Source organism: Streptococcus pantholopis (genome assembly GCF_001642085.1).
Taxonomy (GTDB): Bacteria; Bacillota; Bacilli; order Lactobacillales; family Streptococcaceae; genus Streptococcus; species Streptococcus pantholopis.
In genome coordinates this window covers 109,742-127,220 of sequence record NZ_CP014699.1, presented here as the reverse complement: position 1 = coordinate 127,220, position 17,479 = coordinate 109,742, and the positions used below count along the sequence as shown (strand labels likewise).

Below are 17,479 nucleotides of genomic sequence, written 5' to 3'. Positions count from 1 at the left end.
AAAACACCGGAATGTCCGCAGCTTTCTTCCCAAATACCTTTTCTACAGCACTGAGGCTCAGTCTGAAAAACAGTACCGATTGATTTTTAGTGCTTAGCTGTCAGCCTAAATGGGCTATGGTGCAGCCACTGCCTCCGGCATTTTGCGGAGCATAAGCAAATTTTTTGACATGCTTATTGCGGCGCAGGTACTGAGTCACCCCTTGGCGGATAACTCCTGTTCCGATACCGTGGATAATATCCACTTGCGTCATATTGTTAAGAAGCGCTTGGTCAATAAAGGCATCTAATTCCTGCATCGCTTCTTCATAGCGTTTGCCGCGTAAGTCCAAACGAGCATGGGGACTGCTGCTCCTATTGGTTTTTTTAACAACCTTAAGTTCCTTCTTTTTAGAAGACTGCTTGCCGGTTTGATTTTTAGCTAAGGTAAACTCATCCTCCCCAACCGTCATCTTAATCAGGCCAACCTGCGCCTCCCATTTCCCGTCTTTTAACTGTTTAGTCAGCGTTCCTCGCTGGCCGTAAGCCGTAATGACAATATCATCACCAGCATGCGGTGCTTTGCTGTGTTTGACCTTTTTCAGCACTTTATTTTTGGACAGCTCTTCTGCCGGTGCCAGTTCCTTCAGCCGGCCTTTCGCAGCAATAATTTCATGAGGTTTTAAAGCCGATTGTTCCCGAAGATTTTTAAGGATTTCATCGCTCTCAGATAAGGCGCGGTCGACAATTTCCTGCGCCTGTTTGCTTGCTTTCAGAAGCTCTTGGTCGCGCGCATGGGAGAACTCATTATAGAGTTTTTTGACAGCCCGGTTGAACTTCTTGTTTTCCTCTTCAATTTCTGCAATGTGTTCCAAGCGCCGGCGGCTCTCCAGCGTTTGTTTTTCCAGCTCTTCAATAATGGAGTTGGCATCACTGTCCATCTCCGTCAGTTCTTCGGCTTTTTTAATGATGGTATCGGACAGGCCCAGACGGCGGGCAATTTCAAAAGCATTAGATCGTCCGGGAACGCCTTGGAGAAAGCGATAGGTAGGGCGGAGGCTGTCCTGATCAAACTCCATGCTGGCGTTGGCTACAAAGTCTGTCATAATACCATAAGCCTTGAGTTCGGGATAGTGCGTCGTTACCATAGTCTTAATATTAAGTGAACGCAAATATTCCAAAACCCCCATGGCCAAGCCTGCTCCTTCTTTGGGATCAGTACCTGCTCCAAGCTCATCAAAAAGAACGAGACTGTCTTGGTCGGCTTTATTTAAGACAGCAACAATTTGTGTCATATGACTGGAAAAGGTTGAGAGACTTTGTTCGATAGACTGCTCATCACCGATATCGGCAAAAACCTGGCGGAAAACAGCAATTTTTGAACCAGCAGCCGCCAGAATAGGCAGACCGGCCTGGGCCATAAGCTGAGCCAGACCGAGCGTTTTCAGCATAATCGTTTTACCGCCCGTATTCGGCCCAGTGATTAAAATCGCCTTTAAGTCATCAGCAAACTGCAAGTCATTAGGCACTGGGTCAGTCAGCAAAGGATGGCGAGCTGCAAGGAGATGGATTGTCTTATCTTTCGATACAGACGGCACTGTCCCTTTATAGTCACGCAGGAAAAAATATTTTGACCGGACAAGGTCAATATGCCCAATTATCCAGGCATTTTGAAGCAGAGAAGCTGTGTGTGGCCGCAAAAGCTGAGATAAATCATGCAGAATTCTCTGAATTTCATAGCGCTCATCTGCCTGCAGGCGGCTGATTTCTTCATGTAAATTGACAGCCCCCCGCGGTTCAATGTAAACAGTAGCACCTGATGCTGAAATATCATGTACAACACCTGGAATCCGGTGCCGGTGAGTGTTTTTGACCGGCAGAACGCTGCGTCCGTTACGGCTGGCAATCAGTTTTTCAGATAAAAACTCGGCCTGTTTTTTTAACAAATCCTGCAGGAGCTGACGCAGCTCAGCCTCACGCTGGCGAAGCTGACGGCGGATTTTAGTCAAGTCCGGACTAGCAAAATCCTCGATAAAACCGGCATCATTAACCGCCTGCAGACTGCCCTGCAGCTGCGGAAAGACAGTCAGATCTTCAAATAAGCGCTGCAGTTCCGTTAAACTGACATTTTCCAAGTCAGCGTAAAAGCGCTTTAGATCGGCTGCAGTTAATAAAACATGTTTAATTCCCAGCAGCTCTGTAAGATCTAAATCAGCGTCTGCCTGCAGCCGCTGAATACTGACCGAAATATCCTGAATCTGACCGACCCCAAAAGAATGCGCTTCTGTGAAAACAGCCTCCATGTCCAAAATTTCCGCAAAGGCGCGCTTGATTTTTTTCTCTTCGGTCATCGGTGTCAGGGCAGCCAGTTCCTGCTCCCCCTGTTCCGTCTGCAAATAGACTGCAAATAGATTCTTGACTTTAACAAACTCCATTTGCTCTAAAATCTTGTTGTTCATACCTTTTATTATACCTAAAAAGTTAAAAAAAGTAAGGCTTCTGCCTTACTTAGGAATATTAACCGTCCAAAGATTTTCTATCAGGGCTGAAAGAGCCGGAAAATGACTGACCAGCAAGCGCACCAAAAAACTTCCTGACAGGGCATTTTGTACAAAATCTAAAGGGACTGTCGCTAAAATAGATAAAATCTGGCTAAAAAACAGGAGAGTAACAAGAACTGACAGCGTACCGCTGATACAATTTGCACGCCTATTATCGAAATAATCAAGCGGTGCTAAATGGAGAAAAATACCCAGCAAACGAACAAGCAGGTAAACCCCCATAAAAATCAGCAAAAAAGCAATTCCAGCATAGTAGACATAGCTTAAATCAAAAAGATCAACATCTGTAAAGAAAGCGACCTCAGCCCCTTCGCTGGGATTGGAATAAGGAATCCAAAGCGTAATGACCTGAGCCAATTCTTTATAAAATTGCCCAGCAATAACCAAGGCGGCAATACTGCCAGCAAAATAGAAACCTTGTAAAAGAAGGCCGCGTGTATAACCAATATAGAAATGCCAGACTAAAATAAGCAAAAGCAGAAAGGTAATCATCGTTCTTCTCCGCCGCCTTGAGACTGTCCGGCCCTTTTTTGAATGCCGACAATCGTTTTGGTCCGCAGCTCAGTTAATTCTTTTTCCGTTTTTTCAAACTCAATTTCGCGGCTGAGCTGGGTCGACAACGAATTAATGGCCATTAAAATGGCTATCGTCTCATTATCAGCCTGCGGGAGTTTTTCTTTGATGGCCTCATATTTTTCCTTAGCGACACGCTCTACCTCTTCCATAAAAAGGTTGTCTTTATCAGTCGTCAGCGTCAGAGGCTTGTCCCCAAAGCTGAATTTGTAGCGATTTTTACTTGTCATACTCTCACACCTCTCATTTAGCATTATACCGCAAAATAAGATTTTCGTAAAATAGCGGTCAGCCTTTTCTGCTAAAAAGCTTTTGTCAGCCAAAACGGTATAAGACAAAGTCCGTCAGACACAAACTTAACGTGTGTTTTGGTAAGTCAGATTTTGACCTTCTTTTGCCAAAAAATCAGTCAATTCATCATCAGGAATTTGGCGCCAATAGAGGTTGCTGCGAATGGTTTCATCTTCTTCGCGGCAGGTCGATAAAACAAGATAGTTGTCATTTTCATCAATTAATAGATTGATGTTTTTCGTGTGGGCTTCCTGAGCAACTTGAGTAAGCTGCTTCTTAAAATCAGTCAGGCTGTCAAAGGAAGTTTGATACAGAGCGGTCGTCTCTGGGACAATTATCATAAAGGCTGCTTCATAATAATATTTCCTGCTGGGAGTTTCTACCACTAAATAAGGATGGTCATTGAAGTAAGACTGACTATCATAAAAATTCACGTCATTGAACATGCGGTGATCGGATGTCATAGAGCCCCTAGCATGCCCAAAAAGCCAAGTAAGGCTGTTATCAAAATTTTTGGAATTGTCCTTATCCATAAAAACGGTTCCCATAAAAGGCTCATACCCGCCGTCAAAAGTTTTGTTCAGATAGGTTTCGTTGTCTCCAGTTTGAACAACCGGTTCATCCAGCATTGTACCGGGAGCATAAATATAGGCAACCGTTTCAGGATTAACGCTCCAAAGATCAGCAAAACGCTCTTTGAGATAGTCTTTTTCTTCCTGACTAACAGTATAGCGGTTTTGGGCAGAAGAAACCGAAGTTTGTGCAGCCGGAGGAGTTGGTGTTTGACTGCTTTTATTTCCAAAAAAGGATACTGCTGCAGCTGCTGAGACTAGAATCAGCAGGAATATCAGCAAAATGGCTATCCTATTATTTCTTTTCATAGCTTCCTCCTTGAAAAAGCCTTATCTTATATCGTACTCTTTGTCTTATCTTCAGCTGTTACACCTGAAACCTTTGTTGACTGAACAGCCAACCGCAGCCAAGCCGTTCTCTCAGAAGAGCACAGACGAAATCAGAGGGATAGGACTTACCGCCTTTTTCCTTTGCTGTTTTACAGTCTTTTGTACCGTAACAGACTGCTGTAAAGCTGTCTGTCTTTTTTAGATTGCTTAATTAGCGTCAGATAAGAAAAAATTCTAAGAGTTTGGGAAAAACTCCCAAACTCTTGCCGTATATCACAAAATAACAGCTACTGCAGAAAAAGCAGTCTTAACCCAGCAGTCCTTGGGAAAGGGTAAAATGGTATCTGACATCTGACACTGTTCCCCCTCTCTCATTGGAGCAATCATTCAGGCAAGGCACTGGTATTCGGCAGTTTCTTTGTTTCTGCCTTTTCAGCAGAACCTCCTTGTGCAGAGGCAACAGTTACAGCTACTTCCTCTGACATACCAGTCACAATATTTGCATTATCCAGCGTCATCGCCTTAACAGCTACAACATGCCCTGCTGTTAAATTATAAGTACTGCCGTCTATATCTGACAGCCTGCCAGTCAGATCTACGCTCCACTTTCCGTCTTGTCCGACTTCTACCATCTCAGAAACGGTAGCAGGATAGTTAGAACTAATCGAAACATAGTTTTGATAAGTTTCTGCAGTAAAAATATAGAGTCTGATGACAGTTCCTGCTTTCCCAGTTCCCGAGATAAGCTTGTCTCCGGCAGAAGGTTGATTAACAGTTGGTTTTTCTATAACAGCTATTTCCGGCAAGGTATCTTCTGGCACCACTTGTTCCGAAGCAGACTCACTGGAGTTCGTTGTGGTCTCTTCACTGCGCACAGCTGACATAAAGACAATTAGAACAAGAGCAATAAGCAAAGTTCCCACAAATTGAAGTGTTCTTTTCATAACCATCACCCTCCTTTTAACACTAAAAAATAAAATTGAAACCGCTTTCCTTTCTTTTATTATAACGCTGAAAAAGTTATTCTACAATAAGGCAAGGAGAATTTTTTTAACTTTTAGCTTTTTGTGATAGAATATTAGGTATGAAAACTTTTGTTGCAAAGCCGGATAAAAAAGCTCTGGCAGATTTGCAGAAGCGTCTGGTTAATCAGCAGATTCCACATCACAATCCCTATGTCGTTTTCGCTGCCAAACTTGAACAAGTGACGATTCTCATCTATACGTCCGGTAAGGTTGTCCTGCAGGGCAGCCAGGTTGAAAGTGTTGCTCAAAAACTAGGACTGAAAGCCTCTAGCCCCTCTAAGCAGCCGGAGATCCGGAACGAAAAAGTGTCATTAATTGGTTCTGATGAGGTCGGAAACGGCTCTTATTTTGGCGGTCTTGCTGTTGTAGCCAGTTTTGTTGCCCCTGAGAAACATGATGTGCTGAAAAAATTAGGTGTTGCTGATTCCAAACAATTAACAGATTCTAAAATCTTACAAATTGCTCCAATTCTGGAAAGAGAAATCCCTTATCAAGCACTCTTTCTGTCACCGCAGAAATATAATGAGGTTGTCGGTAAAAATAAACAGCACAACGCCGTTTCTGTCAAAGTAGCCCTGCATAATCAAGCCATTTTTTTGCTGCTGCAAAAAGGGCTGCAGCCTGACAAAATTATTATTGATGCCTTTACCAGTTCCAGAAATTATCAAAAATATCTGCAAAAAGAAAGCAACCGCTTCAGCCAAGCTGTCTGTCTGGAAGAAAAGGCTGAGGCCAAGTATCTGGCTGTAGCAGTCAGTTCCATCATTGCCCGCAAGCTCTTTTTAGAAAATCTAACAAAACTGGGGCAGGAAATCGGCTACCGTTTACCCAGCGGAGCCGGTTCCCAATCGGATATGACAGCGAGCAAAATTTTAGCCGCTTACGGCATGTCCGGCCTGGCCCGTACGGCAAAACTTCATTTTGCCAATACTCAAAAAGCACAATTACTGTTAAAAAAATAATAATAAGGAAGTATATGAGAAAATTTATCAAAGAATGGGGCCCCTTCACCCTTTTGATTACGGCTATTGTTTTACTGCGTTTATTTATCTTTATTCCGGTTCAAGTTGATGGTCATTCCATGGATCCTACTCTGGCTGAGGGTGACCGTTTGATCATGGTCAAAACTGCTAAGATTCAGCGTTTTGATATCGTAGTCGCCGACGAAACGGAAGATGGCCAAACCAAGCAGGTTGTTAAACGCGTCATCGGAATGCCTGGGGACACGATTGCCTATAATAATGATGTCCTTACTGTTAATGGCGAGGAAGTAGATGAAGCTTACCTAGATGCCTATAAGGAAAAATTTACTCAGGATAAACTTCAAAGCACCTACTCTTACAGCCCTCTCTTTCAGGAATTAGCCGCTCAGGCAACAGCATTTACAACGGATGCTGACGGCCAAGCCAATTTTACTGTCCAAGTCCCTGAAGGGCAGTATTATCTGCTGGGAGATGACCGCATTGTGTCTAAAGACAGCCGTGAAGTTGGCACTTTTGCTGAAAGCGCTATAGCCGGTGAAGTTAAGTTTCGTTTCTGGCCGTTATCAAGTATCGGCTTCATTAGTTAAAGCCCGGAACGCCGCGCCCTTTCCGGCTTTTTTTAAACACTTCTGCTTATCTAGCACAGAGGTGTGTCTGCGAAATCATAGATTTCTGTCTTACCGTCATTTTTGCTGGGCTCTTGTAACGGGCTTTGTATCTTGTTAATTAAACACGCCCTAAACGCTGCGGGAAAAAGATGTCCTGACTTAGAATCTTGTGATTCGTCAGTCAGCCCCCTATTTTCCTTTTGCGTTTTAAACGGGCTTTGTATCTTGTTTGTAAGAGGGTTTTATGGAATATTATTTTTCCGGCAGCATCGAACGTATTATTTTTGAAAACAGTAGCAATTTCTTTAAAATCCTGCTTTTAGAAATCGAAGATACCGACAGCCCTTTTTCTGATTATGAAATTATTGTAACAGGTACTGTTGCTGATATTATAGAGGGAGAAAATTATACTTTTTGGGGAGAGCTGGTTCAGCACCCTAAGTACGGTGAGCAGCTTAAAATCAGCCGTTATGAGCGGACAAAGCCCTCTTCTTCCGGACTGGTTAAATATTTTTCCAGCAATCATTTTAAAGGGATTGGGAAAAAGACAGCTGAAAAAATCATTGCTCTTTACGGTGATCGGACGATTGACAAAATTTTGGAAGAACCGGAAAAATTGGATACCATTCGCGGTTTGTCCAAGGCTAGCAAGGATAATTTTATTGCTGCTTTAAAACTGAACTATGGTACTGAACAGATTCTTGCCAAGTTAGCTGAATACGGCCTTAGTAATCGTCTAGCTTTTCGTATTTTTGATTATTACCAGACCGAAACTCTGCAAATTATAGAAACAAATCCTTACCAGCTGGTTGAAGATATCCAAGGGGTCGGGTTTAAAATGGCGGATCATCTGGCAGATGAACTGGGGATTGAAAGCAGCTCACCCCAGCGGCTGCGCGCAGCACTTGTTCATAGCCTTCTGGAAACTGCTGTCAGGCAAGGTGATACCTATGTTGAAGCACGGGATCTTCTGGAAAAAGCTATCGGTCTTCTGGAAGAAGCCAGACCGATAGAACTGGATCCTGCTACTGTTGCTCATGAACTGAGCCGGCTTATCGCTGAAGATAGGGTCAAAAATATCGAAACTAAAATTTTTGACAACAGCCTTTTTTCAGCAGAAGCAGGTATTAAAAACCACCTTAAACGTATTCTTGACCGGCCTTTAGAAGAGACTTTTTCTGAATCTGAGCTCGAAAAAACAGTCGCTGATTTGGAAAAAGAGGAGAAGCTCGCTTATGATGAGATACAAAAACAAGCCATCAAACAGGCGCTCAGCAGTAAGGTCTTCTTGCTTACAGGAGGACCGGGGACCGGCAAAACGACTGTTATCAACGGTATAATTGGAGCTTACACCCGTCTGAATAAGCTTACTGACAGCAAATTAAGCGACCTTCCCATCATGCTGGCTGCCCCGACAGGTCGGGCTGCCCGACGTCTCAATGAATTAACCGGACTCCCCAGCGCAACTATTCATCGTCATTTAGGTCTTACGGGCGACAATGACTATCACCCTATTGAAGATTATTTGGACTGTGATTTAATGATTGTTGATGAATTTTCAATGGTTGATACATGGCTGGCGCACCAGCTTTTTAGCGCGCTGCCTTCCCATACACAGCTTATTATTGTCGGAGACAGCGACCAGCTGCCTTCTGTCGGACCCGGCCAGGTTTTGACCGACCTTTTAAAAATTAAGAGGCTGCCGCAGATTGCTTTGACTAAAATTTTCAGACAGTCAGAAACATCGACTATCGTTACATTAGCCAGTCAAATAAAAAAAGGTGAGCTGCCGGCTGATTTTACAGACAAAAAAGCTGACCGCTCCTACTTTGAAGCCCAAGGTCAGCATATCCCGGATATGGTCAGTAAAATCGTTAGTTCTGCTATTAAAAGCGGTATCGCAAAAGAAGAAATTCAGGTTCTGGCTCCCATGTACCGCGGCCCGGCAGGCATCGACAATCTTAACAGACTGCTTCAGGATCTTCTCAATCCCTTAGACGATACTGTAGAATTCCTTTTTAATGAGACTCGTTTCCGAAAAAATGATAAGGTGCTCCATTTGCTCAATGATGCTGAGCTGAATGTTTTTAATGGGGATATCGGTTATATTGACGATTTGATTCCCGCTAAGTATACTGAGTCCAAACAAGATGAAATTGCGGTCCGTTTTGATGGAACAGAGCTCACTTACCCCCGCAATGAATGGCATAAACTGACATTGGCTTATGCGATGAGTATCCACAAATCGCAGGGCAGTGAATTTCAGGTTGTTATCCTGCCTGTAACCCATCAGAGCGGCCGCCTCTTGCAGCGCAACCTGATTTACACTGCCATTACCCGCTCCAAAAGCAAACTGGTTATGCTGGGAGAACTGTCGGCCTTTGATACAGCTGTTAAAACGCAAGGCGCTATGCGCAAAACCTATTTGGTCGAGCGCTTTCAGCAAAGCAGTCAGAAAAATGCGGCTGCCAATGAAAAGCAGAATTTTCCCGAAAGCAGTACTGAAAGAGAAAGTGATAAGAAGACACCGTCTGCCTCAAATCAGCAAACTGATAGCTTCAGATTAACCGAAGATAATCTGTTAACAATTGACCCGATGATTGGAATCAGCCAGGCTGATATTGAAGCATTTTTTTAAACATAAGTTTCAAAAACAGTGCCCTTAAAAAACGAGTTAGGCGAATGGCCTAGCTCGTTTGTTCATGTTACAGATGGTTTTGTTCTGAGCAAGCGGCATTTAGAAGTAGCTGCAAGAAACCTGTCTGAAACTCATTCGGCATTGACAGGAATAGCCATATAGGATTGAGCAAGGTCAACCGTCAGAGTGTAGTCGCTGTTATCGCGAACAGTGTGCTCAAAGTCGGTGGTATAGAGCAAAAGACGCAAGGTATCGCCCTTTAAAAGTTTATATAGACTGGGCTGCAGTTTAAGAGAAACCCTCATCCAAGCATCCGGTTCAACAGCCTCAACAAGCAGTAAATCTGTCCTGTTTTGGAGATTAAGAACGCCTTTAGTAATCACTCGGTGCGGCGTCGCTTGCAAAGGCAGTTCACGCAGGTCTTCGCGGGCAAAATTTTGTCCGTTATCGATGGCAGCCGATTCGATAAGATGCGGCCGGTCTGTCAGCCTTTTTTTCATACCGTAATCAAGAAGCTGTGCAGAAATGAGACCTTTGTTGCAGTTTGATTTTAATGCAAGGTCCAGCCTTATTTCACCATTCAGAAAGATATCATTCTCTAATTGAAAATCGACTGTGATTTGATTAGCTCTGCCGGCGAATAAATCCGCCTTGAAATCGTTGAAGTCTTTACCATAGTGGGCAAAATCCGCTGCCTCATAACGGTTATGGATAGGCTGCTTCTTATTGCCCAGCGGCAGTCGGATTTGAGCATCTCCCCCACCAAAGCTTTCCAGACTCTGCCAGGTCTGCTCACTTCTGTTGTCCTGCCAAATAACAGCCGGCAGGTCCAGATGATGATTTTGCCCCAGCATTTTCTCAGATAAGAGTGTGTTCATACTTTCGCGAAAGTCGATTGACTGCCAATTATGCAGGTAAACATGCTCACCCTGATGAAGAAAAAGATGCTTTTGAATATGAGCAGGCAGCGCCTTAACTATCTTATAAACCTGACGGGGCTTTACATTCCAATCTTGCAGACCATGAGTGTAGACAGCAGTACAATTTATTTTATGGGCATAGGGCAGATAATTGCGATCATGCCAGTACTGATTGTAATCACCATTTATGCGGTCGAGGCAGGCCGACTGACCGTCAAGCCAGCTTTGATAGGCATCGTTGTTGCGCAGACTGTCCCCAGGCAGTAAATTACGGGAATAGGTCAACTCCGTCAGCACGTCCAAGTCTTCCCCCGGATAACCTCCCGGGCTGCAAACCAGCCCGTTTTCCCGATAATAATCATACCAAGAAGAAATACCAGACTCAGCAATAATCACCTTAAGGCCGTCCACACCAGTCGTTGCGAGACCCGTTGACAAGGTTCCCAAATAGGATTTCCCTGTCGTTGCAACCAAACCGCTGGCCCAATCAGCCAAGACCTTTTTATCACGCCTGTGGCTGGAATAAGCTGTATTTCTGCCATTCAGCCAGTCAATGACAGCCTTAAAACTCTCAATCTGCCTATAATCGCCGCTGGTCATAAAACCATCAGATCCTGCAGTCCCTATCCCAGAAACATAGATATTGGCAAATCCGCGAGCCAAAAGGTAATCATTAAGACCGTAACTGTCAGTATAGCTGAAGGTTTCTTCTGCCTGGCCGATCGGCTGAGAGTTGTCAGGGACTGGTAAAACAGCTGTTTCACTTTCCTGTACAGTGATGGCTCCGGTCTGTTTGACAGAAAGCTCCCCTTCCATCTTATGAAGTCTTTTATCATTAGCAGGAATATTGACCCCCTGATGGTAAGGACTGGCCGTCATAATCACAGGGAGTTTATGCTGTGTAGCATGGCGGATAATAAAAACTTTAACCAAATCAAGCTGACCGTCATTATCTGTATCAAGCGGTGTTTCCACATATACAGCTTCGCGGATAAGCCGGCCCGTATCAAAGGTTGCTAAACTCTTTCCATTAAAAAAACGGTAGCTGTTATCCAACGGAAGCAGTCCCTTGCTGACAAGGTCATCCAGCAAAGTCATGCCTTTTTTCATCCGGCAAAGCAAAAGGCGATAGAGAGCCGGAATCACCTGACCGCTTCGATAATGTACAGGAAAACCCATCTCACGGACAAAGGCAGCTGTATCCGTAAAATCAAGGCGGGGAATAAAACCTAAAAGCTGCAGGGCAACCATGTCAAAAACAGCAGCTGATAAGGGAAGGTCTGAACGAAAAAAACTCAGCAAATCTGTTTCAAAATCGGCTATCATATTCGCCAGTGCATAATCGCTATCATGATAATGAAAAAAAGTCTGACGAACAAAACTCTCCAGATTGCTTTTATCCGATTGTGCTTCTGAAAGGCTGAAATTCAGGGATTTCAGCTCGGAAAGCATGCGCTCCTGTGAGACAGATAGGTAAGAATACTGGTTATATTTCATAGAAAATCCCTTCAAGTAAACGTTTTTATTTCTCTTAAATAGCTTTACATTGTTTATTATACTTGATAAAATGGTACTTGTCTAAACAATATTAACTTTTGGAGGGAATAAACACACATGGATGTAGCATGGACTGTGAAGTATATCACAGAATTTTTAGGAACAGCTATCCTTTTGATACTCGGAAACGGAGCTGTTGCTAATGTTGAATTAAAAGGCACAAAAGGGCATGCCAGCGGCTGGCTGACTATCGCTATCGGCTATGGTATGGGAGTCATGATTCCTGCGCTGATGTTCGGTAACGTATCAGGCAACCACATTAACCCTGCCTTCACTTTGGGCTTGGCTGTTTCCGGGTATTTCCCTTGGGAACATGTGGCGCCTTACATCTTGGCTCAGCTCTTAGGAGCGATGGCCGGACAGGCAGTTGTTGTAGCCACACACCGTCCTTACTATCTGCAAACAGAAAATCCTAACGCTATCTTAGGCTCCTTCTCAACCATTTCAGCTATAGACAGCGGTTCGCAGGAAACACGGCAAGCGGCTTGGATTAACGGCTTTATCAATGAATTTTTCGGCTCTTTTGTTCTTTTCTCAGGCGCCATAGCTATGACTAAAAATTATTTTGGAGCCGAACTGATTACAAGGTTGACTGAGCTAGGATATGATTCAACTGTTGCAACTGAACAAGCCGGACTCTATACAAACGGCAGTCTGGCTGTTGCACACATCGCTCTTGGTTTCTTAGTCATGGCCTTAGTAACCAGCCTCGGCGGCCCTACCGGTCCCGGACTTAATCCTGCACGTGACTTAGGTCCTCGTATTCTTCACGCCTTGCTGCCTGTATCTGTTCTTGGAAAACATAAGGGCGATTCTAAATGGTGGTATGCTTGGGTGCCTGTAGTAGCTCCTATTCTTGCATCAATTACCGCTATCGCTTTATATAAGTGGCTTTATACCTAATCATCAGATTGGAGAGGATTGTCTCTTCAATCTTTTTTTATTATGATACAAAACTTCAAATGTCTACGACTGGCAGTAGCCAGAAATTTCCGAATCCCCCTAACATTTACAACCGCAGCTCATTAGGCAGTCAATACCGGCTTGGCAGCACTTGCTGACCGACACCTCACTTATTTCTTTCAAAACCGATAATTTCTTGTCAAATAGAGAAAATTTGGCTAAACTAAAAGAAAGGAGCGTGAGAATACCTGATGACTTTATTTGACCGTATGACTTTTAAAGCAATCGCTTTGCGGGTCGACAACCGTGACCAGAATATTGCTTTTTATCAACAGACTCTGGGCCTGCGTCTGCTTGGCGAAGAAAATACGCTGGCTTTTTTTTCAGCTTGGAATAAGCAGAATCAACTATTATTAATTGAGGAATCACCTGATCCCGAGACCCGTGCTGTCAGAGGGAACAAAAAACTCAATAAAATCACCTTAAAAGCAGAAAATCCTTCCGAAATTTCAGACTTACTGGCAAATGGAGCAGCCGCACAAAAAATATACAAAGGAAAAGAAGGCTATGCCTTTGAAGCCTTGTCCCCGCAAGGAGATCTCTTCTTGCTGCATGCCGAAGAAAATGTGAAAAATTTAATAGAAATTGTCCCGCCCCATCTGGATAAGAATCCTGACTTCAAGGGGCTGTCGGCTTTTCAGTTTGACAGACTGGCCGTAAATGCTACTGACCCCGCTTTGTCACAAACATTTTATCAAGAACTGCTCCCTGTTCATTTTCCATTAGAGCTGGTATTTGCAGCAGCACAAGGCGAAGATTTGGCTGCTGAACCGAGTCATACTTGGGATTTAGAATATCTGGAAGTTAAAGTTCCGAAAGATTACAATCTGCTTGAGCTGAAAAAGCAGCTTGAAGACAAGGGGCAAGTTGTTTATCTCGATCGTAAAGAAGAACTGCTGGTTATCTCCGACCCCAGCCGCATTGAAATTTGGTTCAGCAAATGACAAAGACAGTCTTAAAGACCATCACCGGACATATCAGGCAAGGACACTATCATGGTGCCAGTTTAGCCCTGTACCAAAAAGGCTGCTGGCAGGAATATTACATGGGAACAATCGACGGAGAGCAGGCAGTCAAACCGGGACTGATTTATGATTTAGCCTCTGTTTCAAAAGTTGTTGGCGTAGGAACAGTCTGCCTCTATTTGCTAAAAAGACATGAGATTGAACTAAATAAGCCTTTAAAAGCCTATTATCCCTCTTTTTATCATTCTGCTGTTACGGTAAGAGAGCTTTTAACCCATACCAGCGGCATTGATCCCTATATCCCCGGCCGGAATCAGATGAATGCAACCCAACTGCAGGAAGCCATTAATCATATTTCTGTGACACCCGATAAAGCCTTTCGGTATACTGATATTAATTTCCTTTTGCTAGGTTTTATGTTGGAGAACATTTATGGCCAATCCTTAGACAGGATTTTTCAAAAAGAGGTTTTTACTCCTTTTAAGATGGCACAAACCCGTTTTGGACCTGTGAGAGAGGCTGTCCCAACCTGCAAAGGCGTAACTGATGGAAGGGTGCACGACCCTAAGGCTAAAATTTTGAGAAATCATGCTGGTTCAGCAGGACTGTTTTCAACTATCAAAGATTTGGAACATTTTTTAGAAGGTTACCTGCAGGATGATTTCGCTGCTGACCTTTGGCATAATTACGGCAACATGAAAAAGCCGCGCTCATTGGCTTGGAATCTAGAAGGAAACTGGCTTGACCATACCGGATACACAGGTCCCTTCATTATGGTCAACCGTCAAGCTCAGCAAGCTGCTGTTTTTCTGACCAACCGTACTTATGAAAGAGACTGCCGTTCTTTATGGATAAAAGAACGCAGTAAAATAAAAGAGTCCATAAAAAGCAGTCTCACTGCTTGACAGGCAGAATAGGGCAATACTAGTTTTCCAATACTGTTTTTTCTTTAGTAAAACGCTTATAAACCTGCATAAAAATGCTGCAATAAAGCTGCAAAGACCTGTAAGCGGTCAGAGTAAAAGGAGGGAGAATGTATGTCAAATATTATCATGGCCATTTTTGAAACAGAAAGTGAGGCTTACCAATCCTTCTCAGAACTCAAACAGTTCCAGCCTGATGACAAGACACAGATTGCTCAGCTGGCGGTTGTCAAAAAAGAAGCCAACCAAGTCATTCTCAAAGATGCTCTTGATTTTAACGACAGCAGCCGTGATTATGCTGCCATCGGAGGCATTGTCGGCGGTTTAATCGGTATTTTAAGCGGTCCGATTGGTGTCATCATCGGTTACGGAATCGGCAGTCTGGCCGGAGCCGCCAGCGGAAGTATGACAGACAGCTCAAATAATAATCTTATTGAAGAAGTCACCACAAAGCTTCTGGATGGTGATACAGCTCTGATCCTCTTAGCCCATGAGGAAGACGAGACCGTGATTGATGCTGTCTTATCTGCTTATAAAACCAGCACTATGCGCTGGAATGCCCTTTCTGTTGCTCAGGAAGTCGAATTAGCCGGCAAGGTGCAAGATGATCTTTACGCTAATGTCCAAAAAGATATGAACCAGAGACGTTTGGAACATCTTAAAGAACAGGGCAGCGATATCGCAGAAAACCTAAAAGCTACTTTCAAGCGTTTAAAGGGTAAAAAATAATTTTTCTTTCGAAAAACAATCTGCCTACCCCTCCCCATAGAAGCCAACATTGAGCATGGTCTAAAAGTAAAGGCTGTGGAAGTGAGGAAAGTTAAAGTTTTTACAAATTTCCCCTTTCGGACTTCTTGGCGGCTATAGACGGCTGAAAGCTTTGCCGACTTAACAGCCGACCGCACCCTTCTAGTCGTTCTGTCAGTGGAGAACTGCGAAATCGAGGATTTCGGACTTGCCGTCACTTTGGCTTATGTGTTTTTAATGTTTAAAAAGGCTTGGGACAGAACTGTCTCAAGCCTTTAAATTGGTTATTTTACTTAAAACACCATTTTTGACTACGCCTATAGGTAATCGCTTAAGAATTAAAGAGTGAGGAAGAATCGATAACTATTTGAATCAACTTCCCTCACTCTTTTTTGCTGGCTATGACAACGTATTTGCCCATCAGAGTCAGCCATGCAGCGAAAACTAGGCCCCCATTTTATCTCTTTTGACAGTTAGGCCGTCTGCTGCTGATTTTGAACCAAATCATCATAAAAAGCGGCATAAGTTGCTGACATGTAAGGAGCCAGCCAAATATAACCAATCCCCAGTGTTAAAGAGGCTAAAATCTCCCAGCCTAAAAAGCTTAACCCTAAAACAAAAAGGTCCCACTTGTAGCCATCCATCAGCTGACGGCTTTTGGTAATAGCTGAAGTAGCGCTCACTGGTCTGCCTTGTTCTAAATCATCTTTGACAATATAGGTACTTAAAGCATAGCTGTAGGTTTTAATAAGGCCAGGAATAGTAAACAGAAGCGACCAAAGATAAGTAAAAATAGCTACCATCAAGGAATTAGTAAAGAATTTGCCATAGCGCCCCTCTTTAAAAGCATAGGTTGCAGCAGGCATCAATTCACTCTTCTTACCGCGAATTAAATCCAAAAAGCTGGAGGAAATGCTGACAGATATCCCCAAAAGCGCCAATAAAAACAAGATATAAACAGCTATTATAAGAAAAAGTGAAACACCAATCAATTCTGTAGGTTCATCACTGCCGCCAGCATAAGAAAAAAGACCAAGCAGACTTATTATCATAAAAAATGCAAGCATAAGAAGCAGATAAGGAATGATAGAAAGCGCAGCAGCCCAGCCCCAGTTGCCCGATAAAGCTGCTTTTGCTTCATCTTTCAATTCTTTGCGTGTTTTCATGTCAATCTCCCTCAAAAATTGTAGTATTTCATTAGTTTAGCATTTTTTCTGAAAAAAGTCACCTCTTTTCAAAAAATTCTTTGGCTATACAAAAAACCCAAGCTTAGAAGCAACAAAAAGCAGGGCAGAATATTTAAAAAATCAACTCTCAAGTCAGTTGCCCCTAAGCTAAGGACATTCTAAATCTGATTACAGCGTCATTTCCATTGTAATATGCCGAATCCCGGCTTCTTCAAAAACAGATCCCACTGCTCTAAAGCCCATCTTATCATAAAAACCTTTGGCGGTCAGCTGGGCATGAAGGGACAGTTTACAGAAGCCTTGTTTGCGGCAAAAAGCAAGAGTATGTTCTAAAAGAAGCGTCCCCAAATGCTTCCCGCGGTAATCAGGCAGGACTGCCATACGCTGCAAAGTTGCACTGTTATAATTTTTATCCGGTAAAATCCTGCAGGTGGCTGCCGGCAGATTACTGTCATCATAGAGCACAAAATGCAGGCAGTAAGCCTCATCGCTGTCAATCTCAATGCTGCGCGGAACACCCTGCCCCTTTACAAAAACAAGCTGCCGAATTTTGACAGCATCATAATAAGTATTCGAAAGTGTATCTCTGGTCTGTTTGATTTGCATAGTTTCATTATACCCTTTTACTCAGTAATAATCAAAATAAGCTCCTATGCTT

At 43.4% G+C, this 17,479-nt stretch carries 14 protein-coding genes and 1 pseudogene; 7 read left to right on the top strand and 8 right to left on the bottom strand.

Annotation, left to right across the window (positions count from 1 at the left end; all coding sequences use genetic code 11):
* Positions 1–100: 100 nt before the first annotated feature.
* The 5 genes from A0O21_RS00650 to A0O21_RS00630 all read right to left on the bottom strand — a co-directional run bounded on the left by A0O21_RS00650 (position 101) and on the right by A0O21_RS00630 (position 5,249).
* Entirely contained in the window at positions 101–2,437 is a 2,337-nt protein-coding gene (locus A0O21_RS00650; RefSeq protein WP_067060046.1) for an endonuclease MutS2, read from the bottom strand.
* A 45-nt stretch (positions 2,438–2,482) separates the two neighbouring features.
* The gene (locus tag A0O21_RS00645; protein WP_067060043.1) at positions 2,483–3,031 is read right to left on the bottom strand and encodes a CvpA family protein; all 549 of its coding nucleotides are present in this window, start codon (positions 3,029–3,031) and stop codon (positions 2,483–2,485) included.
* Positions 3,028–3,342 (bottom strand): cell division protein ZapA, encoded by a 315-nt coding sequence (gene zapA / locus A0O21_RS00640; protein ID WP_067060041.1) that lies wholly within the window; start codon positions 3,340–3,342, stop codon positions 3,028–3,030. The genes A0O21_RS00645 and zapA overlap by 4 nt, the downstream gene beginning before the upstream one ends.
* A 126-nt stretch (positions 3,343–3,468) precedes the next feature.
* Positions 3,469–4,284, bottom strand: coding sequence for a class B sortase, LPKTxAVK-specific (gene srtB, locus A0O21_RS00635; protein ID WP_067060039.1), 816 nt, complete (start codon positions 4,282–4,284; stop codon positions 3,469–3,471).
* A 404-nt stretch (positions 4,285–4,688) separates the two neighbouring features.
* Positions 4,689–5,249, bottom strand: a complete 561-nt coding sequence (locus A0O21_RS00630; protein WP_148660286.1) for a hypothetical protein — start codon at positions 5,247–5,249, stop codon at positions 4,689–4,691.
* A gap of 140 nt (positions 5,250–5,389) precedes the next feature.
* On the opposite strand from A0O21_RS00630, the gene rnhC reads away from it, so the two are divergent.
* From rnhC to recD2, 3 genes and pseudogenes are all read left to right on the top strand, one after another.
* Complete coding sequence (gene rnhC, locus A0O21_RS00625) at positions 5,390–6,292, top strand: ribonuclease HIII (protein WP_067060035.1); 903 nt, start codon at positions 5,390–5,392, stop codon at positions 6,290–6,292.
* A gap of 14 nt (positions 6,293–6,306) precedes the next feature.
* Positions 6,307–6,900, top strand: coding sequence for a signal peptidase I (gene lepB, locus A0O21_RS00620; RefSeq protein WP_067060033.1), 594 nt, complete (start codon positions 6,307–6,309; stop codon positions 6,898–6,900).
* A 265-nt stretch (positions 6,901–7,165) separates the two neighbouring features.
* Positions 7,166–9,439 (top strand): annotated as a pseudogene (recD2, locus tag A0O21_RS00615) (SF1B family DNA helicase RecD2); the annotation flags it as partial.
* 251 nt (positions 9,440–9,690) lie between these two features.
* Here recD2 and A0O21_RS00610 read toward each other — a convergent pair.
* Positions 9,691–11,976, bottom strand: coding sequence for a Xaa-Pro dipeptidyl-peptidase (locus tag A0O21_RS00610; RefSeq protein WP_067060029.1), 2,286 nt, complete (start codon positions 11,974–11,976; stop codon positions 9,691–9,693).
* Between the two features lie 117 nt (positions 11,977–12,093).
* Between A0O21_RS00610 and gla the strand changes: the two genes are divergently transcribed.
* The 4 genes from gla (at position 12,094) to A0O21_RS00590 (ending at position 15,616) form a co-directional block, all read left to right on the top strand.
* Positions 12,094–12,939, top strand: a complete 846-nt coding sequence (gene gla, locus A0O21_RS00605; RefSeq protein WP_067060027.1) for an aquaglyceroporin Gla — start codon at positions 12,094–12,096, stop codon at positions 12,937–12,939.
* A gap of 251 nt (positions 12,940–13,190) precedes the next feature.
* Positions 13,191–13,943, top strand: a complete 753-nt coding sequence (locus A0O21_RS00600; RefSeq protein WP_067060025.1) for a CppA family protein — start codon at positions 13,191–13,193, stop codon at positions 13,941–13,943.
* Positions 13,940–14,869 (top strand): serine hydrolase domain-containing protein, encoded by a 930-nt coding sequence (locus tag A0O21_RS00595; protein ID WP_067060023.1) that lies wholly within the window; start codon positions 13,940–13,942, stop codon positions 14,867–14,869. Before A0O21_RS00600 ends, A0O21_RS00595 begins: the two co-directional genes overlap by 4 nt.
* A gap of 132 nt (positions 14,870–15,001) precedes the next feature.
* Positions 15,002–15,616, top strand: coding sequence for a DUF1269 domain-containing protein (locus A0O21_RS00590; RefSeq protein WP_067060021.1), 615 nt, complete (start codon positions 15,002–15,004; stop codon positions 15,614–15,616).
* Between the two features lie 491 nt (positions 15,617–16,107).
* Here the strand turns inward: A0O21_RS00590 and A0O21_RS00585 are convergent, their stop codons facing one another.
* Entirely contained in the window at positions 16,108–16,800 is a 693-nt protein-coding gene (locus A0O21_RS00585) for a DUF975 family protein (RefSeq protein ID WP_067060019.1), read from the bottom strand.
* Positions 16,801–16,989: 189 nt separating this feature from the next.
* On the bottom strand, positions 16,990–17,427 hold the full coding sequence (locus A0O21_RS00580; protein WP_067060017.1) for a GNAT family N-acetyltransferase: 438 nt from the start codon (positions 17,425–17,427) through the stop codon (positions 16,990–16,992).
* Between the last annotated feature and the right edge of the window lie 52 nt (positions 17,428–17,479).

Coding starts and splice junctions, on each gene's coding strand:
- lepB (WP_067060033.1), top strand. CDS start 6,307: ATGAGAAAATTTATCAAAGAATGGGGCCCCTTCACCCTTTTGATTACG.
- srtB (WP_067060039.1), bottom strand. CDS start 4,284: ATGAAAAGAAATAATAGGATAGCCATTTTGCTGATATTCCTGCTGATT.
- A0O21_RS00600 (WP_067060025.1), top strand. CDS start 13,191: ATGACTTTATTTGACCGTATGACTTTTAAAGCAATCGCTTTGCGGGTC.
- rnhC (WP_067060035.1), top strand. CDS start 5,390: ATGAAAACTTTTGTTGCAAAGCCGGATAAAAAAGCTCTGGCAGATTTG.
- A0O21_RS00630 (WP_148660286.1), bottom strand. CDS start 5,249: ATGAAAAGAACACTTCAATTTGTGGGAACTTTGCTTATTGCTCTTGTT.
- A0O21_RS00610 (WP_067060029.1), bottom strand. CDS start 11,976: ATGAAATATAACCAGTATTCTTACCTATCTGTCTCACAGGAGCGCATG.
- A0O21_RS00645 (WP_067060043.1), bottom strand. CDS start 3,031: ATGATTACCTTTCTGCTTTTGCTTATTTTAGTCTGGCATTTCTATATT.
- A0O21_RS00585 (WP_067060019.1), bottom strand. CDS start 16,800: ATGAAAACACGCAAAGAATTGAAAGATGAAGCAAAAGCAGCTTTATCG.
- A0O21_RS00590 (WP_067060021.1), top strand. CDS start 15,002: ATGTCAAATATTATCATGGCCATTTTTGAAACAGAAAGTGAGGCTTAC.
- gla (WP_067060027.1), top strand. CDS start 12,094: ATGGATGTAGCATGGACTGTGAAGTATATCACAGAATTTTTAGGAACA.
- A0O21_RS00595 (WP_067060023.1), top strand. CDS start 13,940: ATGACAAAGACAGTCTTAAAGACCATCACCGGACATATCAGGCAAGGA.
- A0O21_RS00650 (WP_067060046.1), bottom strand. CDS start 2,437: ATGAACAACAAGATTTTAGAGCAAATGGAGTTTGTTAAAGTCAAGAAT.
- A0O21_RS00580 (WP_067060017.1), bottom strand. CDS start 17,427: ATGCAAATCAAACAGACCAGAGATACACTTTCGAATACTTATTATGAT.
- zapA (WP_067060041.1), bottom strand. CDS start 3,342: ATGACAAGTAAAAATCGCTACAAATTCAGCTTTGGGGACAAGCCTCTG.